The organism is Larkinella knui (assembly GCF_003858645.1).
Classification (GTDB): domain Bacteria; phylum Bacteroidota; class Bacteroidia; order Cytophagales; family Spirosomataceae; genus Larkinella; species Larkinella knui.
On record NZ_RQJP01000005.1, the window covers coordinates 798,768 to 824,387 of the forward strand.

The 25,620-nt window shown below is 54.2% G+C and carries 22 protein-coding genes; 13 read left to right on the plus strand and 9 right to left on the minus strand.

Features of this window, described 5'->3' with window-relative positions; genetic code table 11:
• Positions 1–951 carry a carbohydrate kinase family protein gene (locus EHT87_RS25610; RefSeq protein WP_124909568.1) on the plus strand — a complete coding sequence of 317 codons (951 nt, stop codon included), beginning with the start codon at positions 1–3 and terminating at the stop codon, positions 949–951.
• 10 nt (positions 952–961) lie between these two features.
• On the opposite strand, the gene EHT87_RS25615 is transcribed toward EHT87_RS25610, so the two are convergent.
• Together EHT87_RS25615 and lgt are read right to left on the minus strand one after the other, a co-directional pair.
• A complete protein-coding gene (locus EHT87_RS25615; protein ID WP_124909570.1) occupies positions 962–1,594 on the minus strand; it encodes a transposase in 633 nt (210 codons plus the stop codon).
• Between the two features lie 147 nt (positions 1,595–1,741).
• Positions 1,742–2,575, minus strand: coding sequence for a prolipoprotein diacylglyceryl transferase (gene lgt / locus EHT87_RS25620; protein WP_124909572.1), 834 nt, complete (start codon positions 2,573–2,575; stop codon positions 1,742–1,744).
• A 141-nt stretch (positions 2,576–2,716) separates the two neighbouring features.
• Between lgt and yidD the strand changes: the two genes are divergently transcribed.
• From yidD to EHT87_RS25635, 3 genes are all read left to right on the plus strand, one after another.
• On the plus strand, positions 2,717–2,926 hold the full coding sequence (gene yidD / locus EHT87_RS25625; RefSeq protein ID WP_221622075.1) for a membrane protein insertion efficiency factor YidD: 210 nt from the start codon (positions 2,717–2,719) through the stop codon (positions 2,924–2,926).
• 128 nt (positions 2,927–3,054) lie between these two features.
• Complete coding sequence (locus EHT87_RS25630; protein WP_124909576.1) at positions 3,055–3,432, plus strand: co-chaperone GroES; 378 nt, start codon at positions 3,055–3,057, stop codon at positions 3,430–3,432.
• Between the two features lie 114 nt (positions 3,433–3,546).
• Positions 3,547–3,933 carry a DUF4174 domain-containing protein gene (locus EHT87_RS25635; protein WP_229321348.1) on the plus strand — a complete coding sequence of 129 codons (387 nt, stop codon included), beginning with the start codon at positions 3,547–3,549 and terminating at the stop codon, positions 3,931–3,933.
• Between the two features lie 89 nt (positions 3,934–4,022).
• Here the strand turns inward: EHT87_RS25635 and EHT87_RS25640 are convergent, their stop codons facing one another.
• Positions 4,023–4,433 carry a hypothetical protein gene (locus EHT87_RS25640; protein ID WP_124909580.1) on the minus strand — a complete coding sequence of 137 codons (411 nt, stop codon included), beginning with the start codon at positions 4,431–4,433 and terminating at the stop codon, positions 4,023–4,025.
• Positions 4,434–4,659: 226 nt separating this feature from the next.
• Between EHT87_RS25640 and EHT87_RS25645 the strand changes: the two genes are divergently transcribed.
• The gene (locus EHT87_RS25645; protein ID WP_124909582.1) at positions 4,660–4,968 is read left to right on the plus strand and encodes a hypothetical protein; all 309 of its coding nucleotides are present in this window, start codon (positions 4,660–4,662) and stop codon (positions 4,966–4,968) included.
• Between the two features lie 168 nt (positions 4,969–5,136).
• On the opposite strand, the gene EHT87_RS25650 is transcribed toward EHT87_RS25645, so the two are convergent.
• Together EHT87_RS25650 and EHT87_RS25655 are read right to left on the minus strand one after the other, a co-directional pair.
• Complete coding sequence (locus tag EHT87_RS25650) at positions 5,137–5,667, minus strand: hypothetical protein (RefSeq protein ID WP_124909584.1); 531 nt, start codon at positions 5,665–5,667, stop codon at positions 5,137–5,139.
• A 100-nt stretch (positions 5,668–5,767) separates the two neighbouring features.
• Positions 5,768–6,091, minus strand: a complete 324-nt coding sequence (locus EHT87_RS25655; protein WP_124909586.1) for a hypothetical protein — start codon at positions 6,089–6,091, stop codon at positions 5,768–5,770.
• Between the two features lie 481 nt (positions 6,092–6,572).
• Here EHT87_RS25655 and EHT87_RS25660 point away from each other — a divergent pair, with 481 nt between their 5' ends.
• The gene (locus tag EHT87_RS25660) at positions 6,573–8,378 is read left to right on the plus strand and encodes an SGNH/GDSL hydrolase family protein (RefSeq protein ID WP_124909588.1); all 1,806 of its coding nucleotides are present in this window, start codon (positions 6,573–6,575) and stop codon (positions 8,376–8,378) included.
• A gap of 24 nt (positions 8,379–8,402) precedes the next feature.
• Here EHT87_RS25660 and EHT87_RS25665 read toward each other — a convergent pair whose 3' ends face one another.
• On the minus strand, positions 8,403–9,431 hold the full coding sequence (locus tag EHT87_RS25665; RefSeq protein WP_124909590.1) for a LacI family DNA-binding transcriptional regulator: 1,029 nt from the start codon (positions 9,429–9,431) through the stop codon (positions 8,403–8,405).
• 241 nt (positions 9,432–9,672) lie between these two features.
• Between EHT87_RS25665 and EHT87_RS25670 the strand changes: the two genes are divergently transcribed.
• The 6 genes from EHT87_RS25670 (at position 9,673) to EHT87_RS25695 (ending at position 20,060) form a co-directional block, all read left to right on the plus strand.
• Positions 9,673–11,049 (plus strand): Gfo/Idh/MocA family protein, encoded by a 1,377-nt coding sequence (locus tag EHT87_RS25670; protein WP_124909592.1) that lies wholly within the window; start codon positions 9,673–9,675, stop codon positions 11,047–11,049.
• A gap of 122 nt (positions 11,050–11,171) precedes the next feature.
• Positions 11,172–14,102, plus strand: coding sequence for a SusC/RagA family TonB-linked outer membrane protein (locus EHT87_RS25675; RefSeq protein ID WP_124909594.1), 2,931 nt, complete (start codon positions 11,172–11,174; stop codon positions 14,100–14,102).
• Between the two features lie 12 nt (positions 14,103–14,114).
• A complete protein-coding gene (locus tag EHT87_RS25680) occupies positions 14,115–15,569 on the plus strand; it encodes a RagB/SusD family nutrient uptake outer membrane protein (protein WP_124909596.1) in 1,455 nt (484 codons plus the stop codon).
• An 11-nt stretch (positions 15,570–15,580) separates the two neighbouring features.
• The gene (locus EHT87_RS25685; protein ID WP_124909598.1) at positions 15,581–16,870 is read left to right on the plus strand and encodes a DUF3472 domain-containing protein; all 1,290 of its coding nucleotides are present in this window, start codon (positions 15,581–15,583) and stop codon (positions 16,868–16,870) included.
• 18 nt (positions 16,871–16,888) lie between these two features.
• On the plus strand, positions 16,889–17,983 hold the full coding sequence (locus EHT87_RS25690; RefSeq protein WP_124909600.1) for a GHMP family kinase ATP-binding protein: 1,095 nt from the start codon (positions 16,889–16,891) through the stop codon (positions 17,981–17,983).
• 199 nt (positions 17,984–18,182) lie between these two features.
• Complete coding sequence (locus EHT87_RS25695) at positions 18,183–20,060, plus strand: cytochrome c oxidase subunit I (protein ID WP_124909602.1); 1,878 nt, start codon at positions 18,183–18,185, stop codon at positions 20,058–20,060.
• Positions 20,061–20,185: 125 nt separating this feature from the next.
• Here EHT87_RS25695 and EHT87_RS25700 read toward each other — a convergent pair whose 3' ends face one another.
• Genes EHT87_RS25700 through EHT87_RS25710 form a run of 3 tightly spaced genes read right to left on the minus strand, consistent with a single transcriptional unit; the run spans position 20,186 to position 23,650 of the window.
• Positions 20,186–20,458 (minus strand): UBP-type zinc finger domain-containing protein, encoded by a 273-nt coding sequence (locus tag EHT87_RS25700; RefSeq protein ID WP_124909604.1) that lies wholly within the window; start codon positions 20,456–20,458, stop codon positions 20,186–20,188.
• A 35-nt stretch (positions 20,459–20,493) separates the two neighbouring features.
• Entirely contained in the window at positions 20,494–22,155 is a 1,662-nt protein-coding gene (locus EHT87_RS25705; protein WP_124909606.1) for an NAD(P)/FAD-dependent oxidoreductase, read from the minus strand.
• Positions 22,156–22,207: 52 nt separating this feature from the next.
• Entirely contained in the window at positions 22,208–23,650 is a 1,443-nt protein-coding gene (locus EHT87_RS25710; protein WP_124909608.1) for a sensor histidine kinase, read from the minus strand.
• A gap of 121 nt (positions 23,651–23,771) precedes the next feature.
• Between EHT87_RS25710 and EHT87_RS25715 the strand changes: the two genes are divergently transcribed.
• On the plus strand, positions 23,772–25,616 hold the full coding sequence (locus EHT87_RS25715) for an outer membrane protein assembly factor BamB family protein (RefSeq protein WP_124909610.1): 1,845 nt from the start codon (positions 23,772–23,774) through the stop codon (positions 25,614–25,616).
• Positions 25,617–25,620: the final 4 nt, after the last annotated feature.

The following is a 25,620-nucleotide window of genomic DNA, read 5'->3' on the forward strand; positions in this document are numbered from 1 at the left end:
ATGAATTCCCGAAACCGTACGTACGACCTGCTGGCCGTTGGCGAATTGCTGGTTGATTTAATCGGTCACGACCTGGCCGACGACCTGCGGCAGACGCGTGATTTTCACCGGTATCAGGGCGGAAGTCCGGCGAATCTGGCGGCCAACATGGCCCGGCTGGGCAACCGGGCCGCGCTGGTGGCCTGCGTGGGCAACGACAATCTGGGCGTTTACCTAACCGACCGCCTGGCCGAAGCGGGCGTAGAAACGCAATTTGTTGCGTCTGACCCAACCGCCCCCACAAGCCTGGTCATGGTTTCCCGAACCAAAGGAACACCCGATTTCATTGCCTACCGCGAAGCCGATTGCTGGATCAAACCGGAACATGTACCGGACGACTTGCTAAAAAACTCGGCCATTTTTCACACCACCTGCTTTGCCCTCAGCCGCCAGCCCGCGCAGGATTCCATCGTGGCTGCGGCCCACCGGGCGCACGAAGCCGGTTGCCAGGTGAGCATCGACGCCAACTATGCACCCACGATCTGGCCCGACCGGGAGATGGCCCAGCGGGTTTTGGAACAGTATTGTTCGGCCAGTGCCTTTGTGAAACTCAGCGACGACGATGCGGCCCGGTTATTCGGTATGCGGCAGGAACCGGAGGAAATTGCGACTCATTTTCATGCCATGGGTGCGCCCCTGGTTTGCCTGACGCTGGGGGCCGAAGGAAGCTTTGTGTCCTTCCAAAAGGGGCGGCAGAACGTCCGGATTCCGGGTCGTAAAATTGAGGTGATCGATGCGACTGGTGCGGGAGATGCCTATTGGGCGGGATTTCTGACGGCCTGGCTCGACGGCCACGACCCGGCAACCTGCGCCCGTTCAGGAGCGGCTTTGGCTGAAAAAAAATTAACCCGCCAGGGGCCCCTGCCCGGCGGGTTGTCACGCACCTACGGACCGGCGGGCGACCCGGTTTAGTCCGCAGCTACTATTTCAAATCGGCCAGCTTACTCAGCTCGATGTCATCGAGCGTTGCCTTGATTTTGCTCATTTCAACGCCGTTCCCTTTGGCCGTAACAATGAAGCGGTTATTGATCAGAACCGCCACTTCACCGTTTTTGCTGCTGTTATCGTACTTTTCGTAGGCTTTATAATCGCCGAGTTTTGTGGTTTTTTCGTAGCCGTTTTCGGTTTCTTTGTCCACTTCGATGATCGACCAGGCGGCCAGGCCCATCAACGCGCCGGTTCCGCCCGCATCGACAATGTCGACTTCGATGGATTGGCTTCCGTCGTCGTTGCGGTAATCGCCTTTCGCGGTTGAGATGTTAAAACCTGCCATGCCGTTTTTTTCGCCACTGGCTTCCTTGCGGGCCAGACCATCGGCATCGGCGGGAAGCAGTTCTTTCAATTTGCGGAAATCAACGGTTTCGACCGGGCCTTTTTTTGACATTTCTTCCGCCTGATCGGCCATTTTTTTCAGGGCGTCGACACTTTCGCTGGCCGAAATCGAGGTGCCGTCATCGTCCGACGATTCGGCTTTTTCTTCTTCTTTCTTGCCACCGCAGCTCATCAACAGCGTAGCCGCCAGCAGGAAAACGGGTACTGATCTGATCAGTTTCATTCGTAGGTTTGATGGTTAAGTTTGGTAAAAAATCGCCCCCAACCGTTGCGCGATTGGGGGCGAAACAAAACAAGGTAAGGAGTATTTTTCCGGTTAGATACCTATTTTTGAGTCATCGGTAACAAATAACCGTTGAAACGCTGCTTTTTATCGATTTTTCCGGGAATCGATGGGGACCGGGCGGTTTCGAAAACTGACGACCAACAGGTAAATACCGGCCAGAACGGCTGGAATACTCAGAATCTGACCCATATTCAAGGCCAGCGTTTTTTCAAATTCGACCTGATCTTCCTTCAGAAATTCATACAAAAACCGCAGTCCGAATACGCCGATCAGGAAGATGCCGAGCAAACTGCCGCGGGGCGTATTCTGCTTGTAGCGGTTCCAGAACCAGAAAAGAAAGAGACAGATAAAGAAGCACGAAATGGCTTCGTACAATTGCGCCGGGTGGCGGGGAATCTGTAGGTACTCGGTGTTGTTAACAAATACGAATCCCCAGGGAACATCGGTTGGCCGACCGACAATCTCGGAGTTCATCAGATTGCCCAGCCGGATGAAACAGCCGCCCAGGGCTACGGCGATAACAATGCGGTCGGTGACCCAGAGAAAGGTCTGATTGGTAGCCAGGCTGGATTTCCGGCGGGAATACAACCACAAACCGGTCAGAATACCGACGGTGGCGCCGTGGCTGGCCAGTCCGCGGTAAGGAGGAAGAATGACTTCCAGCGGATTTTTGAACAGAACTTCGGGTTCGTAGAAGAGGAAATGGCCGATTCGGGCTCCCAACACGGTGGCAATCACCATGTAAAGGGTCAGAGCGTCGATGTCGCTGATGGGCTTGCCTTCGCGTTTGAAGATGTAAAGCATGATTTGCTGGCCCAATAAAAAACCGAGGGCGAACATAAGACCATACCAGCGAACGGAGAAAGAACCGATAGAAAATAATTCGGGATTGACGTCCCAGATGATGTATGAGAGCATTCGATTTAGTGAAGAGTTAAAGAATAGACCCGCATCGGCGGCACAGGGTTTGAATGGTTTGGCCCGACTGGCGGTTGAAAGAGCCCGGGTCGGATTGAAAGCAAAGATAGAAAAGATTTAATGAAGGATTTGTCACCCACTATGAAAACCGTATTGATTGGTTTCGTGCGATTGTACCAGGGCGCGCTCTCGCCCTACCTGCCCAATGCGTGCCGATACACTCCAACCTGCTCCCAGTACATGATTGAAGCGGTTCAGAAATACGGCGCTTTGAAAGGCGGACAACTGGGTCTGAAACGCCTTGCGCGCTGCCATCCCTGGGGCGGCAGCGGCTACGATCCGGTTCCCTAATGGGAGGGCAAGCAGGCAATGGGCTGACATTTTGTCGTATCCGCATCAAAGAATCTGGGATAGCCTGATTGTTGATCGGTATGCCTGGCGGCTCTTGCGGGGGCAAAAACGATTCTAGATTTAAAAAAATGGAAATAACGGCAGATAATCGACTAAGACGATTGATCGTTGTGGGCGATCGGGTACTGGTGAAACCCAAAAATCCGAGTGAACGCACCAACAGTGGGTTGTATTTACCCCCCACGGTAACGGAAAAAGAACAGGTTCAGAGCGGTTACGTTATTAAAGTAGGACCGGGCTATCCGATTCCGGTGTCTGCGGAAGACGAACCCTGGAAAGAAACCGAAGAGAAAGTGAAATACATGCCCCTGCAGGCTCAGGAAGGCGACCTGGCGATCTACCTCCAGCGAAACGCGATTGAACTGGAGTACGAAGGCGAGAAATACTGCATTGTTCCCCAGTCGGCTATCCTGCTGCTGGAACGGTCGGAAAACCTATTCGATTAAAAAGCGGTTTAGAGTGAGTTCGCCCAATGGCGGGACCTTACACTTCTTTTTAAAAACACTATGCACACGGGATGGTTGATGGGTATACTGGTCAGTTTAACCCTGTTTGGAAGAATGGAAAGTATCGCCAATATAACGAAATCACTGAAGGCCGTGCTCGAAGAGAAGCGCGACCACCGGCGCGTTCTGGTCCTGTATGGCCGCGATGATGTGCAGCATTTTTTACTGGAGCAACAGGACGCGCTGCATACCGAAGAAAAACAACTCGCCGAACGTGATCTGGATGTAATCGTGCTGGTCGCATCGACCCTGCCGGAACCGGACCGCCAGTTTCTGATGCAGGACCCGTTTAAATTGATGCCCTCGGATGGTTTTCACGGCTGGCTCATCGGTAAGGATGGCGGTGTGAAACACACATTCAGGAAACCGGTCGAGCCCAAAGAACTGTTCCGGATCATCGATTCCATGCCCATGCGGCAGGCTGAGGCCAAAAAACACTAAAAAGCATCCGGTAGCGGGGACGTAATGGACCCGCTACCGGATTGAAAGAACGGTAAATCAAGCCCTTAGGCTTCGGTTTGGCAAAGGGATCAAAATAAATTCAACTGAACGACCACCGACAGAAACTGGTAGCAACCCGCCTTGATTCGGGCAAATTCGTCGGACAAACCCGCAAATTGGGCCGGAATCGTAGCATAAAGCCCAAACCGGGGCTCTCCGCACGGAAGCTGATGGACGGAGTCGCAGGTCGACCGGTTGCAAATCAGGTCGGAACGCAGGCGGTTGAACCAGACCTTCAACCGGTTCAGGTTCTGGTGGTAATCGATGGCCCGCTGGCGCAGGTTCTGGTGGTTATATTGTTCCAGCACATCATCCAGCAAAACCATTAGCTGATCAATTTCCTGTTCATAGCCCGTCAGGGTGACGCTCCACCGCTTATTTTCAGCATGACAGTTTTCGAGTTGGTATTGATCGGCAATTGAATTCTTCAGGGTTTCCATCGTTTCCAAATTTCCTGTAAAGCTGCTGCTTCGGTGGGATCTTTGCCATGACGTTTGTCAGTTTTTGCCCTGAGGATCGTCAAAATCTGGTGAAGTACAGATCATCCGGCAAGCTAACAAAGCTCATCCATCCGGCGCATTCCAGCAGCGACCTTTGTGTCATCAATTAATTCTTAAAATGATGAACACGAAACTCGCTTTTCCCGCAAAATCAACCGATGCTCCAATGCTGGATTTAAATTGGCGCACGCGTTATAATAACAGCATTAGTCTGCTTGAAACCGGCGATTACCGATTTACGGTCATGGTGGCCATGCTGATCATTCAAAGCTGCATCATCACGCCGGTGTCACTGCTGATTTTTCAATATTTCGATTTTGGGTACAGTGACATCTTCGCCGGTATTGCCGTGGTTAGCTTCTTTGCGGTATTGGTTTCCAATCTTGGACTGTTGTCTGTGCGGTTCTGCATGCGGCTTTTCGCCGTTAACCTCCTGATTCACCTGGTGATGGTAGCCATCCATTTTCTGCACTGACTGGTTATCTGAACGGTTCCTGGTCTCCGGAAGGGTGCTGTTTAATGAAACGTTCAGATTGGTTTGGTGTAATCGGAAAATGATTCTTTATCGGCACGCTGGTCAACCGGTTTTGCCCGGCAACCGGCCCCGGTCTTGCTGGTTGCCGGTGACGTTGCTAAGTGGGTATTAAGTGGTGTTCGACTCAATCTCTTTCAGATACGCAATCGCGTTTTGCCGGGATGCCTCCAGGGAAGCAATTCGGATATACCGGCGCTTCAAAAGCTGTGAATACTGTTTTGCCATTTCCTGCTTGGCCGCAGACGCTGGCGGAGAAGAGATTCGTTTCAGCTTTTTACTCAGACGCAATATGCTTTTAATGGTGTGGTTGATTTGTTGATCGTAATAATCAATAAGTCGGCGGTTCCAGTTTACAAATCTCTGTTTATCCAATGTAGCCAGCGGTAGCGGGCGATCATCAAAAATCGCTTCCCACTGTTGCTGGATTTTGTCAAACTGGCCGCTAAACGATTGCCCGTCGAAGGCTTCGATGGGCAGTTCCATTCTATTTCCGCCTTCGATAAGCGTAGCATTTTCCAGTACCAAACCATTCGCGACATAGCTGGCTACCCGATCGAAAGCGGAGGTATAGTCAATAACGGAGAGCATAAAGTTCGTCCAGTTAGTGCCTTCGTGGGTTCCGTTTAGAATTAAAATCATGGAGCTAATCACATTGAGATCTTAATTAGATGCATATAAACCGTGAAGGTTCAATTTGTTGGGTAAACCCTGAATCCGGCAGCAAAAAGTTAGAGAAAAGTCAGGTCGTTTTTGCAGCGGACAACCAATCGTCATGCAATGCCGGTTCACTAAAACAGCCCCAGCTGTCGAAAGGATCGATTTGGGCCGAATTCTCACTATTTTTCCGGTCATACCAGCCCGGCCTGTTTTTTGATAGGGTCAAGTAACCCTGGTTAGTTCGATCTATAATCAAATGGTTCTCCTCGAATCTCCCCAAAGCCTGCTTCATACGCTGCATGAATTCGTAATTGCCGACAACAGAAGACGAAATCAACGCAAAAACCGGTTGAACCCGGTAATCCGTCAAGATGCCCTCACGATGATCGGCCTGCTGATAAAACATTTTCCGGAAACGGCCCTATCGAAACCGGTAAAATAGCCAACAAGCACCCCTACAGTAAGCCCGTGAAAGTTTTCTGATGCGACTTTGTTACTTTTTTATAGATAAAAGTAACATTGGCTCATATTTTGCTGGTTACCAAGAAGGTAATTACACTCAAGTAGTGTAATAGGACAGAGAAAAATGTTACAACCCGGCTAATTAAGCCGGGTTTTGTTTTTTCGGTGTTTTTCGACCTTTTTGCGGGCTTAACGTTCCCACTAACCGCAGGTGTCTGTTGTGTTGGATCTACTCAGTAATTTAGCCTTGCCTAAGTAGATAGCTTCAGCTTTTTTCGTCAACACCGTGCTCCGATCGTTTAGCGGTAAAATATCGACGCGGAGGTTGAGTCAACTTGGGTCAGGGTGTTTACTTTGTAAACTTCCTGCGTATTTTTGGAGGAATTCACCCTTCCGTGTCTCTTTTGCGAAGACCCTAACCCTTTATGAAAAAATCGCTTCTTTTCGTTTGTCTGTTTATTTCTCTGAACTGGCGTACGGGTTTTGCCCAGACACCGACCGAACTGGTGTGGTGGAACCCCGCCGAAGCCGAATTTCCGGTGATTGAAGGTCAGGGCTGGCGGGGCAAAGATTTACAGAATCCATACGACCGGTTGCCCGCGGAAGCCGAAAAAAGCGTCCGGAAAGCCGTCTGGGACTTGTCGCGCAACGCCACCGGTTTGATGATTCGTTTCCGGGCCAGCACCGACAAAGTAACGGTTCGGTACGTCGTCAGCGGTAGACAGAGCATGCCGCACATGTCCGCAACGGGCGTTAGTGGCGTCGATCTGTATGCCGGAACCAGCGACGGCGACTGGCTGTGGTGCAACGGAAAATATACGTTTGGCGACACGATTCAGTATCAGTTTGCCAACATGGAAGCTGCGGAGCGAGGACGGGAGTTTCGCCTGTACCTGCCGCTTTATAATACCGTGAAGTGGCTCGAAATTGGCGTTCCGAAAGGGGTAACGCTCACCCCTTTGCCCGTCCGGAACGATAAACCCATTGTGGTTTATGGAACTTCCATCGCCCAGGGTGCCTGTGCGTCGCGGGCCGGTATGGCCTGGACCTCCATCGTGGGGCGGAAAATGGACCGGCCGCTGATCAATCTGGCTTTCTCGGGCAACGGTCGGCTGGAAAAAGAAGTGGTGGACCGGGTGGCCCAAATCGATGCCAAAATTTACGTGCTGGATTGCCTGCCGAACCTGATTGCCAACGGCGACCGAACCCTGGAAGATGTGAACAGGCTCATTCTGGAAGCGGTAAAAAACCTCCGGCAGAAACAACCCACCACCCCGATTTTGCTCGTGGAACACGCCGGCTACACCGATGGCGGCATCAGTCCGGTACGGCGAAATTATTACGCGGGCGTCAATGAGGTGATGCGCAGGGCATTCACGCAGTTGAAAGGGGAGGGAATTGATCAATTGTATCTGTTGCCGAAATCACAAATCAACCTGGATCAGGATGCGATGGTGGACGGGACGCACCCGTCGGATTTGGGCATGCAGCAGTATGCCGAAGCGTATGAGCAGAGTTTGCGCGCTATTTTGAAGGAACCGTTGGGACCATTTTCAACGACAAAACCACGTACCCAAACCCGCGATTCCCGGATTTACGACTGGCAAACCCGCCACCACGAAATCCTGGCCCGGCTGAAAACCAATCCGCCCCGAATCGTTTACATGGGCAATTCCATTACGCACTACTGGGGTGGTGAGCCCGTCGCACCGCGCGCGGCTGGTGCCGATTCCTGGAAGGCCGTCATGGAGCCGCTGGGGGTTCAGAATATGGGCTACGGGTGGGACCGCATCGAAAACGTGCTGTGGCGGGTTTATCACGGTGAACTCGATGGCTATTCGGCCGCTCAGGTTTTGCTCATGATTGGTACCAATAACCTGCAACTCAATTCAAATGAGGAAATTACCGCCGGACTGAAGTTTCTGATTCAGGCTATCAAAGTCCGCCAACCCACTGCCGAGATTGTGCTGATTGGCATCCTGCCGCGCCGGAACGAAGAAAAACGACTGGCGACGCTCAACGAAGATCTGGCGCAGATGGCCGGAGAAGCCAATATTCGCTTTGCCCAACCCGGTACGGTTTTCCTGAAACCGGATGGTACCATCGACGAAACGCTGTTTGGCGACGGATTACACCCCAATGCGGAAGGTTACCGACAGTTTGCCGCCAAACTCCAGCCTTTTCTGAAAACACCGGAACCGGTTTTGAAAGCAAAAAAAGCCAGCCGGTAATTCCTGGGCGATCAGACGATTGTGTCAGCCTGCTTCAGGCGCATCCGTATCCCGAACCACTAATTCCGGTTCGAGGGTTACTTTTTGCAGGTTCTCCGGAGCGATTTTTCCATTGATGACGTTGAGGAGAATTTCGGCCGCCATAAATCCGATTTTGTAGGGATGCTGCTCAACGGAAGCCAGTGGCGGGTGTTCCAGGTAGGTATTGAGCGGCAAATTGGCAAAACTGACAAACGAAATATCCTGGTTGACAACCAATCCGTGATTTCGGCATACCTGCATGGCATCCAGGGCCACGTAATCGTTGAAAGCCAGCACCGCATCCGGCCGGGTGTTCGACGTCAGGAGTTGCTGCATTTTCAGGACGGTATCCTGCGCCGTCAGGTCGATTCGTTTGATGAGGGCATTTTCAACGGGTAAACCTTCTTCCACCAGGGCCGTAATATACCCCCGATACCGCTCCTCACTGGCCACCAGCGTATACGGACCGTTCAGGAGAGCAATCCGCTGATGACCCCGCCGGGCCAGCCATTTGGTGGCTTCATAGGCTCCCTTTTCGATGTTACACTCCACCTGATGCGCAGCAAGGTTCGCCGGAATACGGTCGAAAAGGACCAGCGGAATCTGGCGGTCAAGTACTTCCTGAATGTGGTGATTTTGCTGCGTTTCTTTGGCTACCGACAGCAAAACGCCGTCGACCCGGTTGGACGCCAGCACTTTCAGAATCTGCTTCTCCCGGTCGAACCGGTCGTGGGATTGATAAAGCGCAACGGTAACGTGGTGTTCAAACGCCAGTTCCTCCACGCCGTTGATGACTTCCGAGAAAAAATTCTCCCGAATTTCCGGCAAGACCATGCCAATGACGCCGGTTCGGCCCCGCTGAAGATTGCGGGCCGTTGTGCTGGGCAGGTATTTAAGCTGATCGGCCAGCGCGTGAACGGCGTCACGGGTGTGGGCGCTGATGCGCGGGTGGTTTTGTAAAGCCCGGGATACGGTGGATGGCGACACATTCAGTTGCCGGGCGATCTGTTTAATTGTGATAACATCCTTCATCCATGTGTCGTATTCTGCCTTACAATTTACTCCATTTGGCAGGAATTGCAAAATTTTATTCGGTTTTGTACAAACGTTTGCACACCTCAGAACAAACGTTTGCACAGCCTAAATCCGTCAGAATGAAGGCGGTGAGGCTGCGGGTTTGATTGATCGGTTGATGTCTTTTTTCCAATTTCGACACGGAATTAAACCCCAAACCGTCACCCTAAAGCACACGCCAACTCAGCTAACGCCCCTTATGCCTATCTCCTCACGCCGTAATTTTCTGCGTACTGCGGCCCTCAGCACCGCTGCCGCACCGTTTATTCCTTCGTTGTTCGAACCGGTGGCTGCTGCGGCACAACCATCGGTTTTGTCCCAGGTTCGGCTGGCTTTTATCGGCGTCGGATCGCGGGGCCGCAGTCACGTTCGCCAGGCCCTGTTCCGCGATGATGTGGTCATTACCGCCATTTGCGACCCGGACCCGGATGCCATCAGCCGCACCAACGCCATGATTGAGAAAAGTGGCAAGAAGAAGCCGGTGGCCTACACCAAAGGCGGTGAGGATTTTGTGAACATGCTCAAACGCGACGACATCGACGGTGTGGTGATCGCAACGCCCTGGGAATGGCACGTTCCGATGGCGGTCGCCACCATGAAAGCCGGAAAATACGCCGGGGTGGAAGTATCGGCCACGGTCACGCTCAAGGAATCCTGGGATCTGGTCAACACCTTCGAAAAAACCGGGTCGCACTGCATGATTCTGGAAAACGTCTGTTACCGGCGCGATGTCCTGGCCGTCCTGAACATGATCCGTCAGGGCATGTTTGGCGAAATGACGTATGCTCACTGCGGCTACCAGCACGACCTGCGGAATATTAAATTCAACGACGGCAAGTCGGTTGGTGGGGTAGGGGCCGAATTTGGGGCCAAAGGCTACTCCGAAGCGCGCTGGCGTACGCAACATTCGGTGGATCGGAACGGCGATCTGTACCCAACGCACGGTTTGGGGCCGGTGGCTCACTGGCTGAACATCAACCGGGGAAACCGCTTTCTGCACCTGACGTCCATGGCCACCCAATCGCGCGGACTGCACAAATACATCGTCGACAAGGGCGGGCCGGATCATCCCAACGCCAAAGTAAACTTCAAACTCGGCGATGTGGTCACCACGATGGTTCAGTGCGCCAACGGCGAAAACATCGTCATCATGCACGATACCAACTCGCCCCGGCCGTATTCGCTCGGTTTTCGGGCGCAGGGAACCCAGGGCATCTGGATGGACGATGGCAAAACGATTTACCTGGAAGGCGTGAGCCCAAAACCGCACCAGTGGGAGCCGTTCGAGTCGTATCAGGAAAAATACGATCACCCGCTCTGGAAACAACACGGCACCACCGCCCAGGGGGGTGGTCATGGCGGGATCGATTTCTTCGTCATGCGGGCCTTCATCGAATCCATCAAGGCGCAGGTGGCCCCACCGATCGATGTGTATGACGCAGCCGCCTGGAGCGCCATCAGTCCGCTATCGGAACAATCCATCGCCCAAGGTAGCAAACCGGTCGAAATACCGGATTTCACGCGGGGCAAATGGAAGACGAATAAGCCCGTCTTCGGCCTGAACGAACTGTATTAAAACTACCCCGGCCGCGTCGAAACCGTACGGTCTCGACGCGGCCAATGGTCTTCTTCTCCGCTCCACGCCATCGGTTTCTGTCACGGTACCTGCTCCACTTTTTCAATCAACCTAAAAAAAGTATGAAACAGTTTTCCACTTACCTCCTGTTATTCTGGCTATTCGTAACCATTTCCGGTTATGGGCAGGCCACGCTGCGGGGCACGGTCCGCGACGATGCCGGGCAACCGTTACCGGGCACCACCATTGTGGTTCGCGGCACCACGCAGGGCACCACCACCGATGATAAAGGCACGTTCTCGGTTCGCGCCACTCCAACCGATGTGCTGGAAATCAGCTCGATTGGTTACCAGGGAACGACGGTAACGGTCGGCAACCGGACGTCCGTGGAAATTGCCCTTAAAAAAGCCGATACGATGCTGGATGAGGTGGTTGTTATGGGCTACACGACCACGAACCAGCGCAACCTGACCGGTTCAGCCCAGGTTGTAACCGCCAAAGACCTGAAAGATGTGACGGCCAACAACGTCGGCCAGCTGTTGCAGGGCAAGGCTGCGGGCGTTTTTGTCGGAAACAGTTCCGGCGATCCGCGCAGTGCGCCCAAAGTCCTGATTCGGGGCGTTGGTACGCTCACTGCCAGTTCCAATCCGCTTTACGTGGTCGATGGGGTCATTGGCGGTATTCCCAACCCGAGTGACATCGAATCCATGACCGTGTTGAAAGACGCTTCGGCGACGGCCCTCTACGGTGCGCGGGCTTCCAACGGCGTGATCGTGATCACAACCCGCCGGGGAGCGTCTGGCAAAACCCGGCTGACGGCCCGGCTCAACAAGGGCGTTGGTACTTTAAGTCTGGGAAATTTCCGGCTTCTGGATGGGCCGCAACTCTATGATTTACAGAAAAGAGTGTTCCAGCGCGACCGGCCCACGGCCAACCTCAACGACTACCTGCCCACACCGGAAGCCAGCGCCAACACCAACTGGTTCGATCAGGCATTCCGAACCGCCACCAACACCCTGGCCGAATTGAGTGCGTCCGGGGGTAGTGACAAAACGCGCTTTTTCATGAGCGGGAATTACTACAAAGAAGAGGGGATTTTGCAGGGAACCGGGCTCGACCGGTTTGGCGGACGGCTGAATTTCAGCCACACCATCAGCGACAAATTCCGGATCAACGTCAACGGCGCCGGACTCTACACCCGGGGCTACGACAACAGCAACGGCGGGCTGTATGCGGCCTATACCTACCTGCCCTACGACGACCCGTATTACAACGGCCAGCCGTATAACCCCGTAACGGGCGCAAAAAAGTGGTACGGACGCGATAACGCCAACTTCATCTACAACCGCCAGTTCAACACGTTCAAAGAAAACACCCTGTCGGGCGACCTGCTTTTCAAAGCGGAATACGATCTGCTGCCCTGGCTGACGCTGACCACTACCAACCGCGCCCAAACCAGTTATTATGGCAGCCAGAGCAGTCAGGACATGCGCGGCCCGAGCGCCCTGGATGTACAGGGACGACTGGCCAATACCACCACCCGCGATTATACGCTGCTGACATCCAATCTGTTGCGCTTCCGGCATAGTTTCAACGGCGGGCATAGCCTGGACGGTTTGGCCGGTTACGAATACCAGACCTATTATTACGAATCGCTGGGGGCAACGGGCAAAGGGATTTTCTCCGGTTTGAACATTCTGGATGCGACTTCCCAGGCCGAAACCATCAGCGGCACCAAAACAGACAACGCCTTTTCGTCGTACCTGTTTCAGGCCAATTACGGCTATCAGGACAAATACCTCGTGACAACGTCGTTTCGTCGGGATGGCTCGTCCAAGTTCGGCCGCAACCGGAAATACGGCAATTTTTACGCCGTGGGACTCACCTGGAATGCCTCGAATGAGGCCTTTCTGCGCAGCAATCCGCTGCTGACGAATCTCAAATTCCGGACCAGCTACGGGACCACCGGAAACGCGGACGGCATCAACGACTATGCCGCCCAGGGCTTGTATAACCTGACGGGCCAATACGCGGGCATTCCGTCGGCGTATCCGACGCGCATCGAAAACCCGAACCTGTCGTGGGAAGTGTCCAAAAACGCCAACTTCGGGATCGATGCGACCTTGTGGAACCGGCTTTCGTTAACGGTTGATCTGTATAACCGGCTGACGAATAACCTTTTGTTCAATCGCCCGCTCCAGGCGACGAGTGGGTATTCGTTCATCACGGAAAACGTCGGAGCGGTTCGGAACAAAGGACTTGAAGTGGTTTTGTCGGCGGACATTCTGCAAAAAACCGCTTTGAAATGGCGCATGGAAGTCAATGCCGGAATGAACCGAAACCGGGTGACGGCGCTTTACGGGGACCGTGTGCTGGTGGCCAACGGCCAGCGTCCCTACGCCCTCGACCAGCCGCTCAACAGCTGGTACCTGCGCCGGTGGATGGGCGTTGATCCGCAAACGGGCGGGCCACTCTGGGAAAAAGTAGGCACCGATGGGAGCAGCACTACAACCAACAACTACAACGACGCTACGATCCAGTTTATCGGCAGCAACGCCAACCCCAAACTTTTCGGCGGTTTTCGCCAGGTGCTGAGCTGGAAAGGGCTGGAACTGAATGCGTTCTTTACGTACAGCACCGGATCCATTCTCTACAACGGCGACCGGAATCTGTTCGACAACGACGGTGCCTATGACCGCTACAACCTGATGGCCCTGCAGGATGGCTGGAGCCGGTGGGAAAAACCCGGCGATATCACTACGCACCCGAAATACGTCATCGGCGGCAACAACAACGCCCAGCGCCCGTCGTCACGCTTCCTGGAAAACGGCAATTACCTCCGGCTGCGCAACATCACCCTGTCGTACGATTTGCCGGCGGCACTGGTGAGCAAAGCCCGGCTGGACGGGGTCCGGCTAACGGTATCGGCGGATAATGTGGTCACGATCACGAAGTTTTCCGGCATCGATCCGGATGTGACCGAAACCGGCGAAGTTGGTACGAAATACCCGTTCAGCCGGAAGCTGGTGTTTGGTCTCCAGTTTAATTTTTAATCATCGACATCCATGAAATCCTCTTTTTCACGTTTTCTGTTGCTGGGTTGTGTGGTGGTGGCCACCGCTTCCTGCGAGATCGATACAACGCCCTACAACGGTTTGTCCGAAGCGGCACTACTGCAAAACGCCCAGGGCCTGCGGGCCGCTACCGACGGGAATTATACCTTCCTGAAAGAGGCCGACTATACCCGTAATCTGTTCATTATGAACGAATATCCGGGCGATAACCTGACGCTCAGCGGCACCACGACCGATGCGCTTTTTCTGACCTATACGTATCGGCACACGTCCGATCAGGCCAATGCGCTCCAGATTTACCGCAAAGCGTATCAGATTATTGTTGGCTGCAACAAAGTGATTGGCGCGGTTCAGGAAGGAACCTCGAAAGAAATGGATCAGATTCTGGGCGAAAATCTGTTCCTGCGCGCCATGGTTCATTTCGATCTGGTGCGGCTTTTCGGACGTCCCTACGGCCAGAGTCCGGAAACGAATCCGGGCGTTATCATTAAAACCGACACGAAAGCCGACGACAACGCCAGCCGGGCTACAGTAAAGGATGTTTATGCTTTTGTCGTCAGTGAGTTGCAGAAAGCCGCCAAGCTGATGACCGTGACGCGTACCAGCAGTTACGCCAGTGCCGCAGCGGCCAATGCGCTGCTTTCGCGGGTGTATCTGTACATGAATGACAACGCCAACACCATCAAATACGCCGATCTGGTCATCTCCGAAAACCGGTTTACGCTGGCTACGCCGATGCAGGTTCCGGATTTTTATACGGTGGAAAACGAGCAGAACAAGGAAGTGATTCTGGCCATCAAACACACCCTGAAAGACGACCGCGCCTGGGGTTCGCTGGGGTCGATGCTGTATACCTCGCCGGGCGGGGTCGGCTATGGTGAGGTCTATGCATCGCAGGATTATCAGGATCTGGTCAACAAGTATCCCAACGACAAACGGCGGTCGTTCCTGGTGCGCAAACTAACGGCGCAGGGAGCACAGGAAAAACGGAACGGAATCGATAAAGTTTACGTCACGAAGTTTTCCAACCAGGGCGGTATTGCCACGCTCAGTTCGCCGGTGCTGTTGCGGCTCTCGGAAGTGTACCTGAACCGGGCCGAAGCCTACGCCAAAACCGGTGCGCCGGACAAAGCCATCGCCGATGTCAACCTGATTCGGCAGCGGGCGGGCCTGAGCGGAACCGAGCTCTATACCGCAACCGATCTGAAAGGTCTGCCCGCCGTATTGGATGTGGTTTTGCAGGAAAGGCGGCTGGAACTGGCTTTTGAAGGCCACCGCCCCTACGATCTGTACCGCAACAACCGGAGTCTGGTTCGGAATTATCCCGGTTATCACAATACCGCAACCGGCCAGCAAACCGTAACGGCCGACGATAAACAAGTGGTCAATCTGATACCGGAAGCCGAAATTATTCTCAATTCCAACCTGAAACAGAATCCATTGTAGTAGCTTGCCTGATGAATTTCCTACCCTTAATCCTTTTTTTTACCGGGCTGTTTCCGCCGACAAGTCATTCGCACGACGCGAATCGCTTGTCGGTTCCCATTGGCGGCAATGCCTGGGTGTCGAACCCCGCCGACCAATCCGCCAAAATCACCAGCGATGGACTAACCGGCTGGAACCAGCCCGAAAGCCGGGTTTCCGTCTACGTCCGGTTTGCCCGCGCCGGAACGCTGAAACTTTCGGCCGCGATGAGCGTTCCGGAGGGCGACAGTAAAATCAGGGTGAGCTTGCTGGGAAAACCGGTCGAATTTTCGGCCAGCGGCAGCGCGGAAAAAGACTATTACCTGGGCGAGTGGACCGTTCAAAAACCGGGTTATGTAAAGATCGATGTTCAGGGCCTGACCAAAACCGGTCCGGCGTTTGGAAACCTGCGCGAGCTCGGCATCAGTGGCGATGTGGTGGACGAGAAAACCGTTTTCGTTCGTTCCAACAAAGACAATTATTTCTACTGGGGACGGCGCGGACCCTCCGTTCATTTGAAGTATGCTACGCCCGAAAACACGGATACCGAGTGGTTTTACAACGAAATTACGGTTCCCGAAGGCAGTGACGTCGTCGGTTCGTATTTTATGGCCAACGGGTTTGCCGAAGGGTATTTCGGGATGCAGGTGAATTCCCCGACCGAGCGACGGATTCTGTTTTCGGTCTGGAGTCCGTTCAAAACCGACAACCCGAAAGAGATTCCGCAGGATCAGAAAATCATTCTGGCGGGCAAAGGAACCGGCGTCACCACCAACGATTTTGGCAACGAAGGCTCCGGCGGCCAAAGCTACCTGCGCTACCCCTGGAAAGCGGGCCGCACCTGCCGGTTTCTGCTTCGGGGTCGACCGGATGAAAACAACTATACGACATACACGGCCTATTTTTCGGAGGGTGACGGGGGTGACTGGCAACTGATTGCCCGCTTCAAGCGGCCCAAAACCACGACGTATTTAAAATCGCTGCACTCTTTTCTGGAAAATTTCGTGCCGAATACGGGTAACATCCAGCGGCAGGCAGCCTTTGGGAACCAATGGATTTGCAGCAAAGACGGCGTCTGGCAGGAAATTGTCAGCGCCCGCTTCACCGGCGATGCGACAGCCCGGGCGGCTTTTCGGCAGGATTACGCGGGCGGTGTTGGGCCCACGAACCAGTTCTTCCTGAAAAATTGCGGTTTTTTTGACGAATCCGTTCCGCTCAATACGACGTATACCCGGCAACCGCTCCGAAAAGCGCCAGCCATTGATTTTTCCCGATTCCCGTAACTAGTGATTGAATCAGCGATGTTATTTCCCCTTTCTATCTCCACACCCGGCCGGATTTGTTTGTTTGGAGAACACCAGGATTACCTGGGCTTGCCCGTTATTGCCGCAGCTATTTCACGCCGGGTCCAGATCACGGCTGAACCCAGCCCGCAACCGGAGGTCCGGCTTTTTTTGCCGGATATTGATTCCTCCGAACAGTTTTCGCTGTCGGATCTCCCCTTGCCCTACCAGCATGACCGGGATTATTTCCGCTCGGCGGTCAATATCCTGAGTCGGGAAGGCTTCCGGTTTTCGGGCGGCATTCAGGGCGAAATTCGCGGAAAAATTCCCATCAACGCCGGGACTTCCAGCTCGTCGGCGCTCCTGGTCACGTGGTTAGCGATTCTCAGCCAGTTCGCCGACCATCCGCAGGCGTTGTCGCCCCGGCAGCTGGCCGAGCTGGCATACCGGGCTGAAGTGCTGGAATTTGGCGAGCCTGGCGGAATGATGGATCATTATGCGACGGCCGTCGGGGGCGTTATTTACCTCGAATCGATGCCCAAAATTCACCTCGAATCGTTTCAGCCGCAACTGGGTGCTTTCGTGCTGGGCGATTCGTTGCAGCCCAAAGACACCATCGGTGTGTTGAAGCACGTCAAATTCGGGATGTTGCGGGCCATCGAGAAAATCCGGCAAACTGATCCGTCCTTTTCTCTGCCGACCTGCCCGTTGGAAGCCGCTGACGACTACCGGCATTTGCTCACACCGGACGAAACCGCTTTGCTAAAAGGAAACCTCTCCGACCGGGACGTGTTGCGGGAAGCCCTGGCGATGTTCCGACGGGGTGTTGTCGATCACCAGCGGTTTGGGGCTTTGCTGACTACGCACCAGACCAGTTTGCGGGAGGCCAAGCGGGTGTCGACGCCTAAAATTGACCGGATGATCGACGAAGCGATCAAGGCCGGGGCCTACGGCGGCAAAATCAACGGTTCCGGGGGCGGGGGGTGCATGTTCGTGTATGCCCCCGAAAATCCGGAAGCGGTGGCCGAAGCTCTGGAGCGGGCCGGTGGCAAAGCCTATATCATTCGGGTCGATCAGGGCGTTTCGACCCGCCAACGGGCCATACCCCTTTAGATGCCAACCGCCGGCCCGAAGAATAGCCTTTTCCATCCGATTCCTGACGGCGTCATCAGTCATACACTGCGTTAAAAAAACAGGCCGGAAACCGAAAGAAACCAGCGGGTCCGTTCCCTTGTTAAGCTGTATTTTTTCGGACAGCTCCTGAATCCGAACGTTTTAAGTAGCATTCACGACTACTTTCAACGTTCGGGTTATGGAAACCGCCAGGCATCAGGTCACCTCCGTAGAAGAGACTGAATTCGACCACCATGAACCGTTGCCATTCTGGCGCAGGTATATCTTTTCGGAGGATCATAAAGTCATTGCCAAACAGTATCTGTTCAGCGGTATTTTCTGGGCAATCCTCGGCATCGTGCTCTCCCTGCTGTTTCGGATTCAACTGGCTTTTCAAAGCGCAAAACTCGACTGGCTCCGACCCATTCTGGGCGACTGGATCGATAGCGGGGGCAAAATCCACCCCGAATTTTACCTGGCACTGGTCACCATGCACGGTACCATCATGGTTTTCTTTGTCCTGACAGCGGGCTTGAGTGGCACGTTTTCCAACTTTCTGATTCCCCTGCAAGTCGGTGCCCGCGATATGGCCTCGGGGTTTCTGAACATGCTGTCCTACTGGTTCTTTTTTCTGGCCAGCGTCATCATGATGAGTGCCTTGTTCGTAGAAACGGGGCCACCGATGGGCGGCTGGACGGTCTATCCGCCTTTAAGCGCCCTGCCTCAGGCCGTTTCGGGCTCCGGAACCGGAATGACCCTGTGGCTGATCAGCATGGCATTTTTTATCATCTCGCAGTTGCTGGGCGGTATCAATTACATCACCACGGTGATCAATCTGCGCACCCGGGGCATGTCGTTCAGCAAATTACCGCTGACCATCTGGGCGTTTCTGCTGACGGCAGTGCTGGGATTGATCTCGTTCCCGGTTCTGCTCTCGGCGGTTCTGCTGCTGATTTTTGACCGGCATTTTGGCACCAGTTTCTACCTGAGCGACATCTACATCGGTGGTGAACCGTTGGAGCGCATGGGCGGCAGCCCGGTTTTGTTTCAGCACCTGTTCTGGTTTCTGGGCCATCCGGAAGTGTACATTGTGATTCTGCCCGCCCTGGGTATTACCTCCGAAGTCATTTCGGTCAATGCCCGTAAGCCCATTTTTGGGTACCGGGCCATGATCGTTTCCATGCTCGGTATCGCCTTTCTGTCATTCATCGTCTGGGCACACCACATGTTTGTTTCGGGCATGAACCCATTTCTGGGGTCCATTTTTATGTTTCTGACGCTCATTATCGCCGTGCCCTCGGCGGTAAAGGCGTTCAACTACATTACGACCTTGTGGGCGGGCAACATCATTTTTACCCCGGCCATGCTCTTTGCCATCGGGATGGTATCCTTCTTTATATCGGGGGGCGTAACCGGCATCGTTCTGGGCAACAGCTCACTTGATATTCAACTGCACGATACGTACTTCGTCGTGGCTCATTTCCATTTGGTAATGGGAGCGGCCTCCGCTTTTGGTTTGTTGACGGGCATATACCATTGGTTTCCCAAGATGTTCGGGCGTATGATGAATAACACGCTGGGGCATATTCACTTCTGGATGACCTTTACCGGTATTTACCTGGTTTTCTTCCCGATGCATTACCTGGGCATAGCGGGTTTTCCCAGGCGGTATTATGCCTTTACCAGTTTCGAGGTATTCCGCCAATACAATGATCTGAACGTGTTTATTTCGGTGGCCGCTTTCCTAACGGCGGGGGCCCAGCTGATTTTTCTGTACAACTTTTTTCATAGCCTGTTTTGGGGTGAAAAGGCTCCATTGAATCCCTGGCAAGCCAATACGCTCGAATGGACCACGCCTATTCATCCGGGACACGGCAACTGGCCGGGTGAAATTCCACCGGTGTACCGCTGGCCCTATGACTACAGCAAACCGGGCGCCATGCAGGATTTCATTCCCCAGAATGTGCCTTATTCTCAAACGCCGGAATCGAATCTGCCGAATGAAAATGCCCAGATAAGCCAGGAAAAAATAATTGAAGCCCAGAATTTTAACGACCAGTTCAAACACCCGGTATGACCGGATGCACCGCTATCGACCGGGCTACCGTCGTTCTCCGCCAGGGCGCGGTCGAAAAGCCGCGTAACTCCCCTGGTCCGATTGGCTTGCACATCGCTTAAAAACCCGCGCCACGAAGACGATTGTCAATACGGAATAATCTGCTCGTCGACAAAGCACCAGAGCCAGGCTTCGCCGGGTTCCGCCGATGCGATAACCGGGTGCTCACTGGCGTAGAAGTGCTTGGTTGCGTGCTGGTTCGGCGACGAATCGCAGCAATGCGTCTGACCACAGGTCTGGCAGGTGCGCAGATGCACCCACGAATCACCGGTTTTGACACATTCCACACAAACCGCCGGTAAATCAGGCAACGTAACGGATTCAACGGCACTCAGATGGGAACAGGCTTTTAGTCTCATTGGATTGTCTCTCAGGTAGCTGCGCGGCTATTGGCCTACGTTTCGGCTAGATATTTATGAACAAAACTGACCGCCATCGCTCCTTCACCCACCGCCGAAGCGACGCGGTTCATGGCTCCGGCCCGTACATCACCAGCGGCAAAAATGCCCACACTGCACGTTTCGAGCAGGAAGGGATCGCGGTCCAGTTTCCAAAACTCTTTATAATCGTCGTATTTTGCAAGATCGCGGCCCGTTTCAATGAATCCTTTCGGGTCCTTGATGATGTTCATTTCGATCCAGTCGGTATACGGTTTGGTACCGATAAAGATGAACAGGGCGCTGGCGGGCACTTTCGTGCGTTCACCCGTTGGAATATCCTCCAGAATCAGGCATTCGAGGTGCGAATCGCCCAGCCCTTCGGCCACTGCCGTGCAGGGGTGGACGTGAATATTCGGCGTTTTTTCAATCTGGTCGATCAGGTATTGCGACATCGTGGCCGACAGGTCGGTTCGCCGGATAATGATGTGTACGTCGGAAGCCGTTCGGGAGAGGTACATGGCACCCTGCCCGGCCGAATTACCACCGCCCACCACATAAACCGGTTTTCCCTTGAAGGCGTAGGCTTCCGTGGTCGCTGCGCCGTAATACACCCCGGCACCCGTCAACTCATCCAGACCCGGACATTCGAGCTTGTGGTACGAAACACCCGTGCTGAGCACAATACTCCGCGCCACCACCTCGTTTCCGTCGCTGAGTTCGATGTGCTTGTACTGCCCCCGCGGCTTGATGGCCACCACTTCGTGCGGAGCCAGAAATTCGACGCCAAAACGGGTGGCCTGCGTGATGGCCCGGCGCGTCAGCTCGGAACCACTCAAACCCGAGGGAAAACCGAGGTAATTCTCAATCCGTGAGCTGGTTCCGGCCTGCCCGCCCGGAGCGCGTTTGTCGATCAGAATCGTTCGCAGCCCTTCCGAACCCGCGTAAACGGCGGCCGCCAGTCCGGCCGGACCCGCCCCGATGATCGCCAGATCGTAGAGCGATTGGGTGGCTTTGGAACTGAGCCCCAGCTTTTCGCCAACCTCCGACATCGACGGGTGCTTCAAAACCGTGCCGTCTTCCAGCAACAAGGCGGGGAGTTCGCTCTGGTCGATCTCGTGCAGGTCAGCCAGCTTTTTCGCTTCCGGATTTGTCTCAATATCAAGCCATTGATACGGAAACAGGTTGCCCGCCATAAAGTCTTTCAGTTCGTGGGTGCGGGGCGAAAACTGGTAGCCGATCAGCTTGAGCCCTTCAAACTGAGGGCGGTAATTGGACTGCCAGTCGTTCAATAATTCGTCCAGAATCGGGTACAGTTTTTCCGTCGGCGGGTCCCACGGTTTGTTCAGGTAATAGTCGAGCTGAACGTCGTTGATGGCCCGAATGGCAGCTTCAATGTCGGAGTAGGCCGTCAGCAACACGGTTTTGGCATCCGGATAAATTTTGCGGGCCTTGAACAGAAAATCGACGCCCAGCATTTCCGGCATCCGCTGATCCGACAAAAACAGGGCCACTTCTTCGTTTTTCTTCTTCAGCTCCACCAGCGTCTCCAGCACTTCGTTGGCGGAGGTGGTCGCCATAATCTTATATTTTTTCCGGTATTGCTGGCGTAAATCCCGCTGGATGGCCTGCAATACCGCCTGATCGTCGTCGACGGCAATGATAATGGGAGGTTTCATTTTTCAAGAATAATGGGTTGGGTTAGAAAGCAAAAAGAAGCCGGGCCGAAAATTAGTCGTTGGGGTCTTCTACCGCTTCCGCTACTTCGATTTTTTCTTCCTTTCCGGGTTGAATGGGCAGGCAAACTTTGAATTCCGTTCGTCCCGGTTCCGAATTGACGTAAATACGGCCATTGTGGTGTCGGACAATGCCCTGCACAATATCCAGCCCGAGGCCGGTTCCTTTGCCGATGGGTTTGGTGGTAAAAAACGGATCAAAAATATGGTCGACACTGGTGGCCGGAATCCCCGAACCGTCATCGATGATGCGGATCAATTCAAACTCCCGGTCGACTTCGGCGGTAATTTGCAGGTGCCCGCCGTCCTTCATAGCATCGACGGCGTTGTCGATCAGATTCGTCCAGATCTGGTTCAGTTCGCTGGGATAGGCATCCAGTTGCGGTAAATCGTCCGGTATGCTGACGTCGACCTGAATATTTTTCTCTTTCAGTTTGTGCTTCAACAGAACGAGCGTGCTGTCGATGCCTTCGCGGATGTGGATGCATTCGCGGCCCGTTCCCCGGTCCATGTGCGTATAGGATTTGATGGCATTGACCAGAACCGCAATGCGTTTGGAGGCTTCTTCGATGTCGGTTACGAGCCGTTCCGTCACCAGGTTATTGACCAGCCAGTTCAAGACCGTCGCCCGGTTATCCGGCGCAACATCTACCAGCAGCGTATCCAGATCGTCGGTCGTAAAGCCAAAATCCACCAGCGATTCCGTCAGTTCGGCGCCGTCGGTCACCCCGTTGTCATCGAACCAGTCGAGCAGATCATCTTCCAGGCTGCTGCGTTCCATCAGCGACAGCCGCTTGTTTTCCGTTGGGTTCTTCGTTTTGCTGAACAACAGGTTGCTGACCCGGTCGACCATCTCGTCGGTGACCCGCAGCGCCATCACGTCCTTAAACCGTTGCGGGGTGTTGTGCAAATGCGATTTCAGCGAATCGGAACTCCGGACAATGGCCGAAACCGGGTTGTTCAGTTCGTGGGCCAAGCCCGCCGACATGCGTCCCAGTGCCATGATTTTGTCGTTTTGCTGCAGTTGCCGCGTCGTTTCCCGAACCCGCGTCGTCATAACGTGAACCAGCGTTTCGGTCAGTTCATACTGCGTCTGAATCATTTCGCGGAAATGGTCGCGGTGCAGGGCCAGTACCGCCGTGGGGCCAATGGTTTGCCAGTAGGCCACCGATTCCACCATCCGCGAAAACGGCAAAACGCCCTCCAGTCCGCCCTCTTCGGCCAGGCGCAGTTCCTGTTGCTGCCCCTGCTGGATGAGGTAATACCGGATTCGGCCCTGTAGCAGAATGATAAAATGGTCGGTCGGGTCGCCGGGATGATATATCAGCGTATCCGCCGGGTATTCGCGGCAATCGGCATGATCGACCAGCCAACGGAGTTGCTCGTCCGGCACACCCTTGAATCTTGGATTGTTTTTTAACGTCGTGAGGCAATCCATACGTAAAGCAGTTTGGAAATCAAAAGATAGGAAATAGCTGGCTATTTTCCATAACCGATCGGCGCGGATACCGGTTTCATCGCACGTATGGTTTCTATTCCTGTCGTTCGTATTTTGCGGTATGAAGTCTCTGCTGCTCCTCCTTTTTAGCCTGTTCGGGGTTGAACCAATGCTGGCTCAATCCATTCGTTTTGCGTTTGTAACCGATACCCACGTGGGCGCACCCGCCACCGCCGTCGAAGATCTTCAGCGTACGGTCAACGACATCAATGCGCAAACCGACCTCGATTTTGCGGTTTTTACCGGCGACGTCACCGATTTTGGCTCGGACGAGGAATTTCAGATCGCCAAACGCATTCTCGACGGTCTGAACAAAAAATGGTACATCTTTCCCGGCAATCACGACACCAAATGGTCGGAAAATGGCTGCAACAGTTTTCGGAAGGTGTTCGGCGCGGAACGGTTTTCGTTCACGGTTGGCCACTACCGGTTCATCGGCTGCGGCAGCGGTCCCAACATGCGGATGGCGCCGGGGCTGGTGGCCCGCGAAGATGTTTTGTGGCTCCGGTCCGAAGTTGAAAAGTTGAAAGGCTCCGACCAGCCGGTTATTTTCATGAACCATTATCCGCTCGATGATTCGCTGGAAAACTGGTATTTGCTGATCGACGAACTCAAGAAAACCAACGTTCAGGCGGCTTTTTGCGGACACGGACACGCCAACCGTGAACTGGATTTTGAAGGCATTCCGGGGACGATGGGCCGCTCCAACCTCCGGGCGAAAGACGAAGTCGGCGGCTACAACATCGTGACGATGCAAAACGACACCATGACGTTTGCCGAACGGACGCCCGGCGTCGGAACAAAAGCCGTCTGGCGAACCATCGTTCTCAAAAATCATGAGTTCAGCCAGCAAACCGCCACCAAATTTCCCCGCCCCGACTACAAAATGAACGCGCAGTACGCCAGCGTGAAACCGGTCTGGGCTCAACAGGACAGCAGCGACATCGGCGCGGGCATTGTCGAAAGTGACGGCTTGTGCCTGTATCCCAACACGAACGGGCAACTGGTGGCGCTGGCCACCGCGACCGGCGAAGTTCGCTGGCGGTTTGCCACCGGGGGCAAAGTCTACTCAACCCCGGCGGTTCGCAAAAACCGGGTCGTAGTTGCGTCGACGGACGGAACGATTTATTGCCTCGACAAACGCAGCGGCTCTCTGCTCTGGAAGCAGGAAACCGGCAAACCCATCGTGGCGTCGCCGGTCATTGACCGAAATACGATTTTTATCGGCAGTTCCGAAGGGAAATTCCGGGCGCTCTCGCTGGCGGACGGGGCCGTGAAATGGACGTTCAGTGGGGTGAAAGGTTTTGTTGAATCGGTCCCGGTCGTTGACAAAAATCGCGTCTATTTCGGTTCCTGGGGATCGTCGTTGTACGCGTTGAACAAAAAAACCGGCGACTCCGTCTGGCGCTGGACCAACGGAAAACTGCGCAACTTCTCGCCCGCGGCCTGCGTGCCGGTTTTGGTCAAAAACCGCCTGTTTATCCAGACGCCCGACCGCACGGTTACGGCCATCGACGCCGAAACCGGTCGCGAAATCTGGAAAACCAACCAGCACAAAGGCTTCGAGTCGATGGGCGTGTCGGCAGACCGCTCGTTGATTTACGTCAAGTGTATGCAGGATTCGGTCTGGGCCATTCCGACGAATTCGGCCGACGGCCGGGGCGCGTGGTTTGTCAATTGCTACTACGGCTATGAGATTAGTCCGGGACCGCTCACCGAGCGCGACGGCCTGCTTTATGTGCCCACCGACGAAGGCGCTTTGTACACGATCGACCGCCGGAACCGGCGGTTACTCTGGTCGCACAAACTGTCGAACGCCATGCTCAACCGCGTCTGGCCGCTCAAAAACCGGCAGGTTCTGGTGACGACGATGGACGGGAAAGTAGCGTTGCTGAGGGCAAATTGACGGT

Excerpts from the sequence above, each read along its gene's own strand:
- EHT87_RS25610 (WP_124909568.1), top strand. The coding sequence starts at position 1 with ATGAATTCCCGAAACCGTACGTACGACCTGCTGGCCGTTGGCGAATTG.
- EHT87_RS25615 (WP_124909570.1), bottom strand. The coding sequence starts at position 1,594 with ATGAAACTGATCAGATCAGTACCCGTTTTCCTGCTGGCGGCTACGCTG.
- lgt (WP_124909572.1), bottom strand. The coding sequence starts at position 2,575 with ATGCTCTCATACATCATCTGGGACGTCAATCCCGAATTATTTTCTATC.
- yidD (WP_221622075.1), top strand. The coding sequence starts at position 2,717 with ATGAAAACCGTATTGATTGGTTTCGTGCGATTGTACCAGGGCGCGCTC.
- EHT87_RS25630 (WP_124909576.1), top strand. The coding sequence starts at position 3,055 with ATGGAAATAACGGCAGATAATCGACTAAGACGATTGATCGTTGTGGGC.
- EHT87_RS25635 (WP_229321348.1), top strand. The coding sequence starts at position 3,547 with ATGGAAAGTATCGCCAATATAACGAAATCACTGAAGGCCGTGCTCGAA.
- EHT87_RS25640 (WP_124909580.1), bottom strand. The coding sequence starts at position 4,433 with ATGGAAACCCTGAAGAATTCAATTGCCGATCAATACCAACTCGAAAAC.
- EHT87_RS25645 (WP_124909582.1), top strand. The coding sequence starts at position 4,660 with ATGCTGGATTTAAATTGGCGCACGCGTTATAATAACAGCATTAGTCTG.
- EHT87_RS25650 (WP_124909584.1), bottom strand. The coding sequence starts at position 5,667 with ATGATTTTAATTCTAAACGGAACCCACGAAGGCACTAACTGGACGAAC.
- EHT87_RS25655 (WP_124909586.1), bottom strand. The coding sequence starts at position 6,091 with ATGTTTTATCAGCAGGCCGATCATCGTGAGGGCATCTTGACGGATTAC.
- EHT87_RS25660 (WP_124909588.1), top strand. The coding sequence starts at position 6,573 with ATGAAAAAATCGCTTCTTTTCGTTTGTCTGTTTATTTCTCTGAACTGG.
- EHT87_RS25665 (WP_124909590.1), bottom strand. The coding sequence starts at position 9,431 with ATGAAGGATGTTATCACAATTAAACAGATCGCCCGGCAACTGAATGTG.
- EHT87_RS25670 (WP_124909592.1), top strand. The coding sequence starts at position 9,673 with ATGCCTATCTCCTCACGCCGTAATTTTCTGCGTACTGCGGCCCTCAGC.
- EHT87_RS25675 (WP_124909594.1), top strand. The coding sequence starts at position 11,172 with ATGAAACAGTTTTCCACTTACCTCCTGTTATTCTGGCTATTCGTAACC.
- EHT87_RS25680 (WP_124909596.1), top strand. The coding sequence starts at position 14,115 with ATGAAATCCTCTTTTTCACGTTTTCTGTTGCTGGGTTGTGTGGTGGTG.
- EHT87_RS25685 (WP_124909598.1), top strand. The coding sequence starts at position 15,581 with ATGAATTTCCTACCCTTAATCCTTTTTTTTACCGGGCTGTTTCCGCCG.
- EHT87_RS25690 (WP_124909600.1), top strand. The coding sequence starts at position 16,889 with ATGTTATTTCCCCTTTCTATCTCCACACCCGGCCGGATTTGTTTGTTT.
- EHT87_RS25695 (WP_124909602.1), top strand. The coding sequence starts at position 18,183 with ATGGAAACCGCCAGGCATCAGGTCACCTCCGTAGAAGAGACTGAATTC.
- EHT87_RS25700 (WP_124909604.1), bottom strand. The coding sequence starts at position 20,458 with ATGAGACTAAAAGCCTGTTCCCATCTGAGTGCCGTTGAATCCGTTACG.
- EHT87_RS25705 (WP_124909606.1), bottom strand. The coding sequence starts at position 22,155 with ATGAAACCTCCCATTATCATTGCCGTCGACGACGATCAGGCGGTATTG.
- EHT87_RS25710 (WP_124909608.1), bottom strand. The coding sequence starts at position 23,650 with ATGGATTGCCTCACGACGTTAAAAAACAATCCAAGATTCAAGGGTGTG.
- EHT87_RS25715 (WP_124909610.1), top strand. The coding sequence starts at position 23,772 with ATGAAGTCTCTGCTGCTCCTCCTTTTTAGCCTGTTCGGGGTTGAACCA.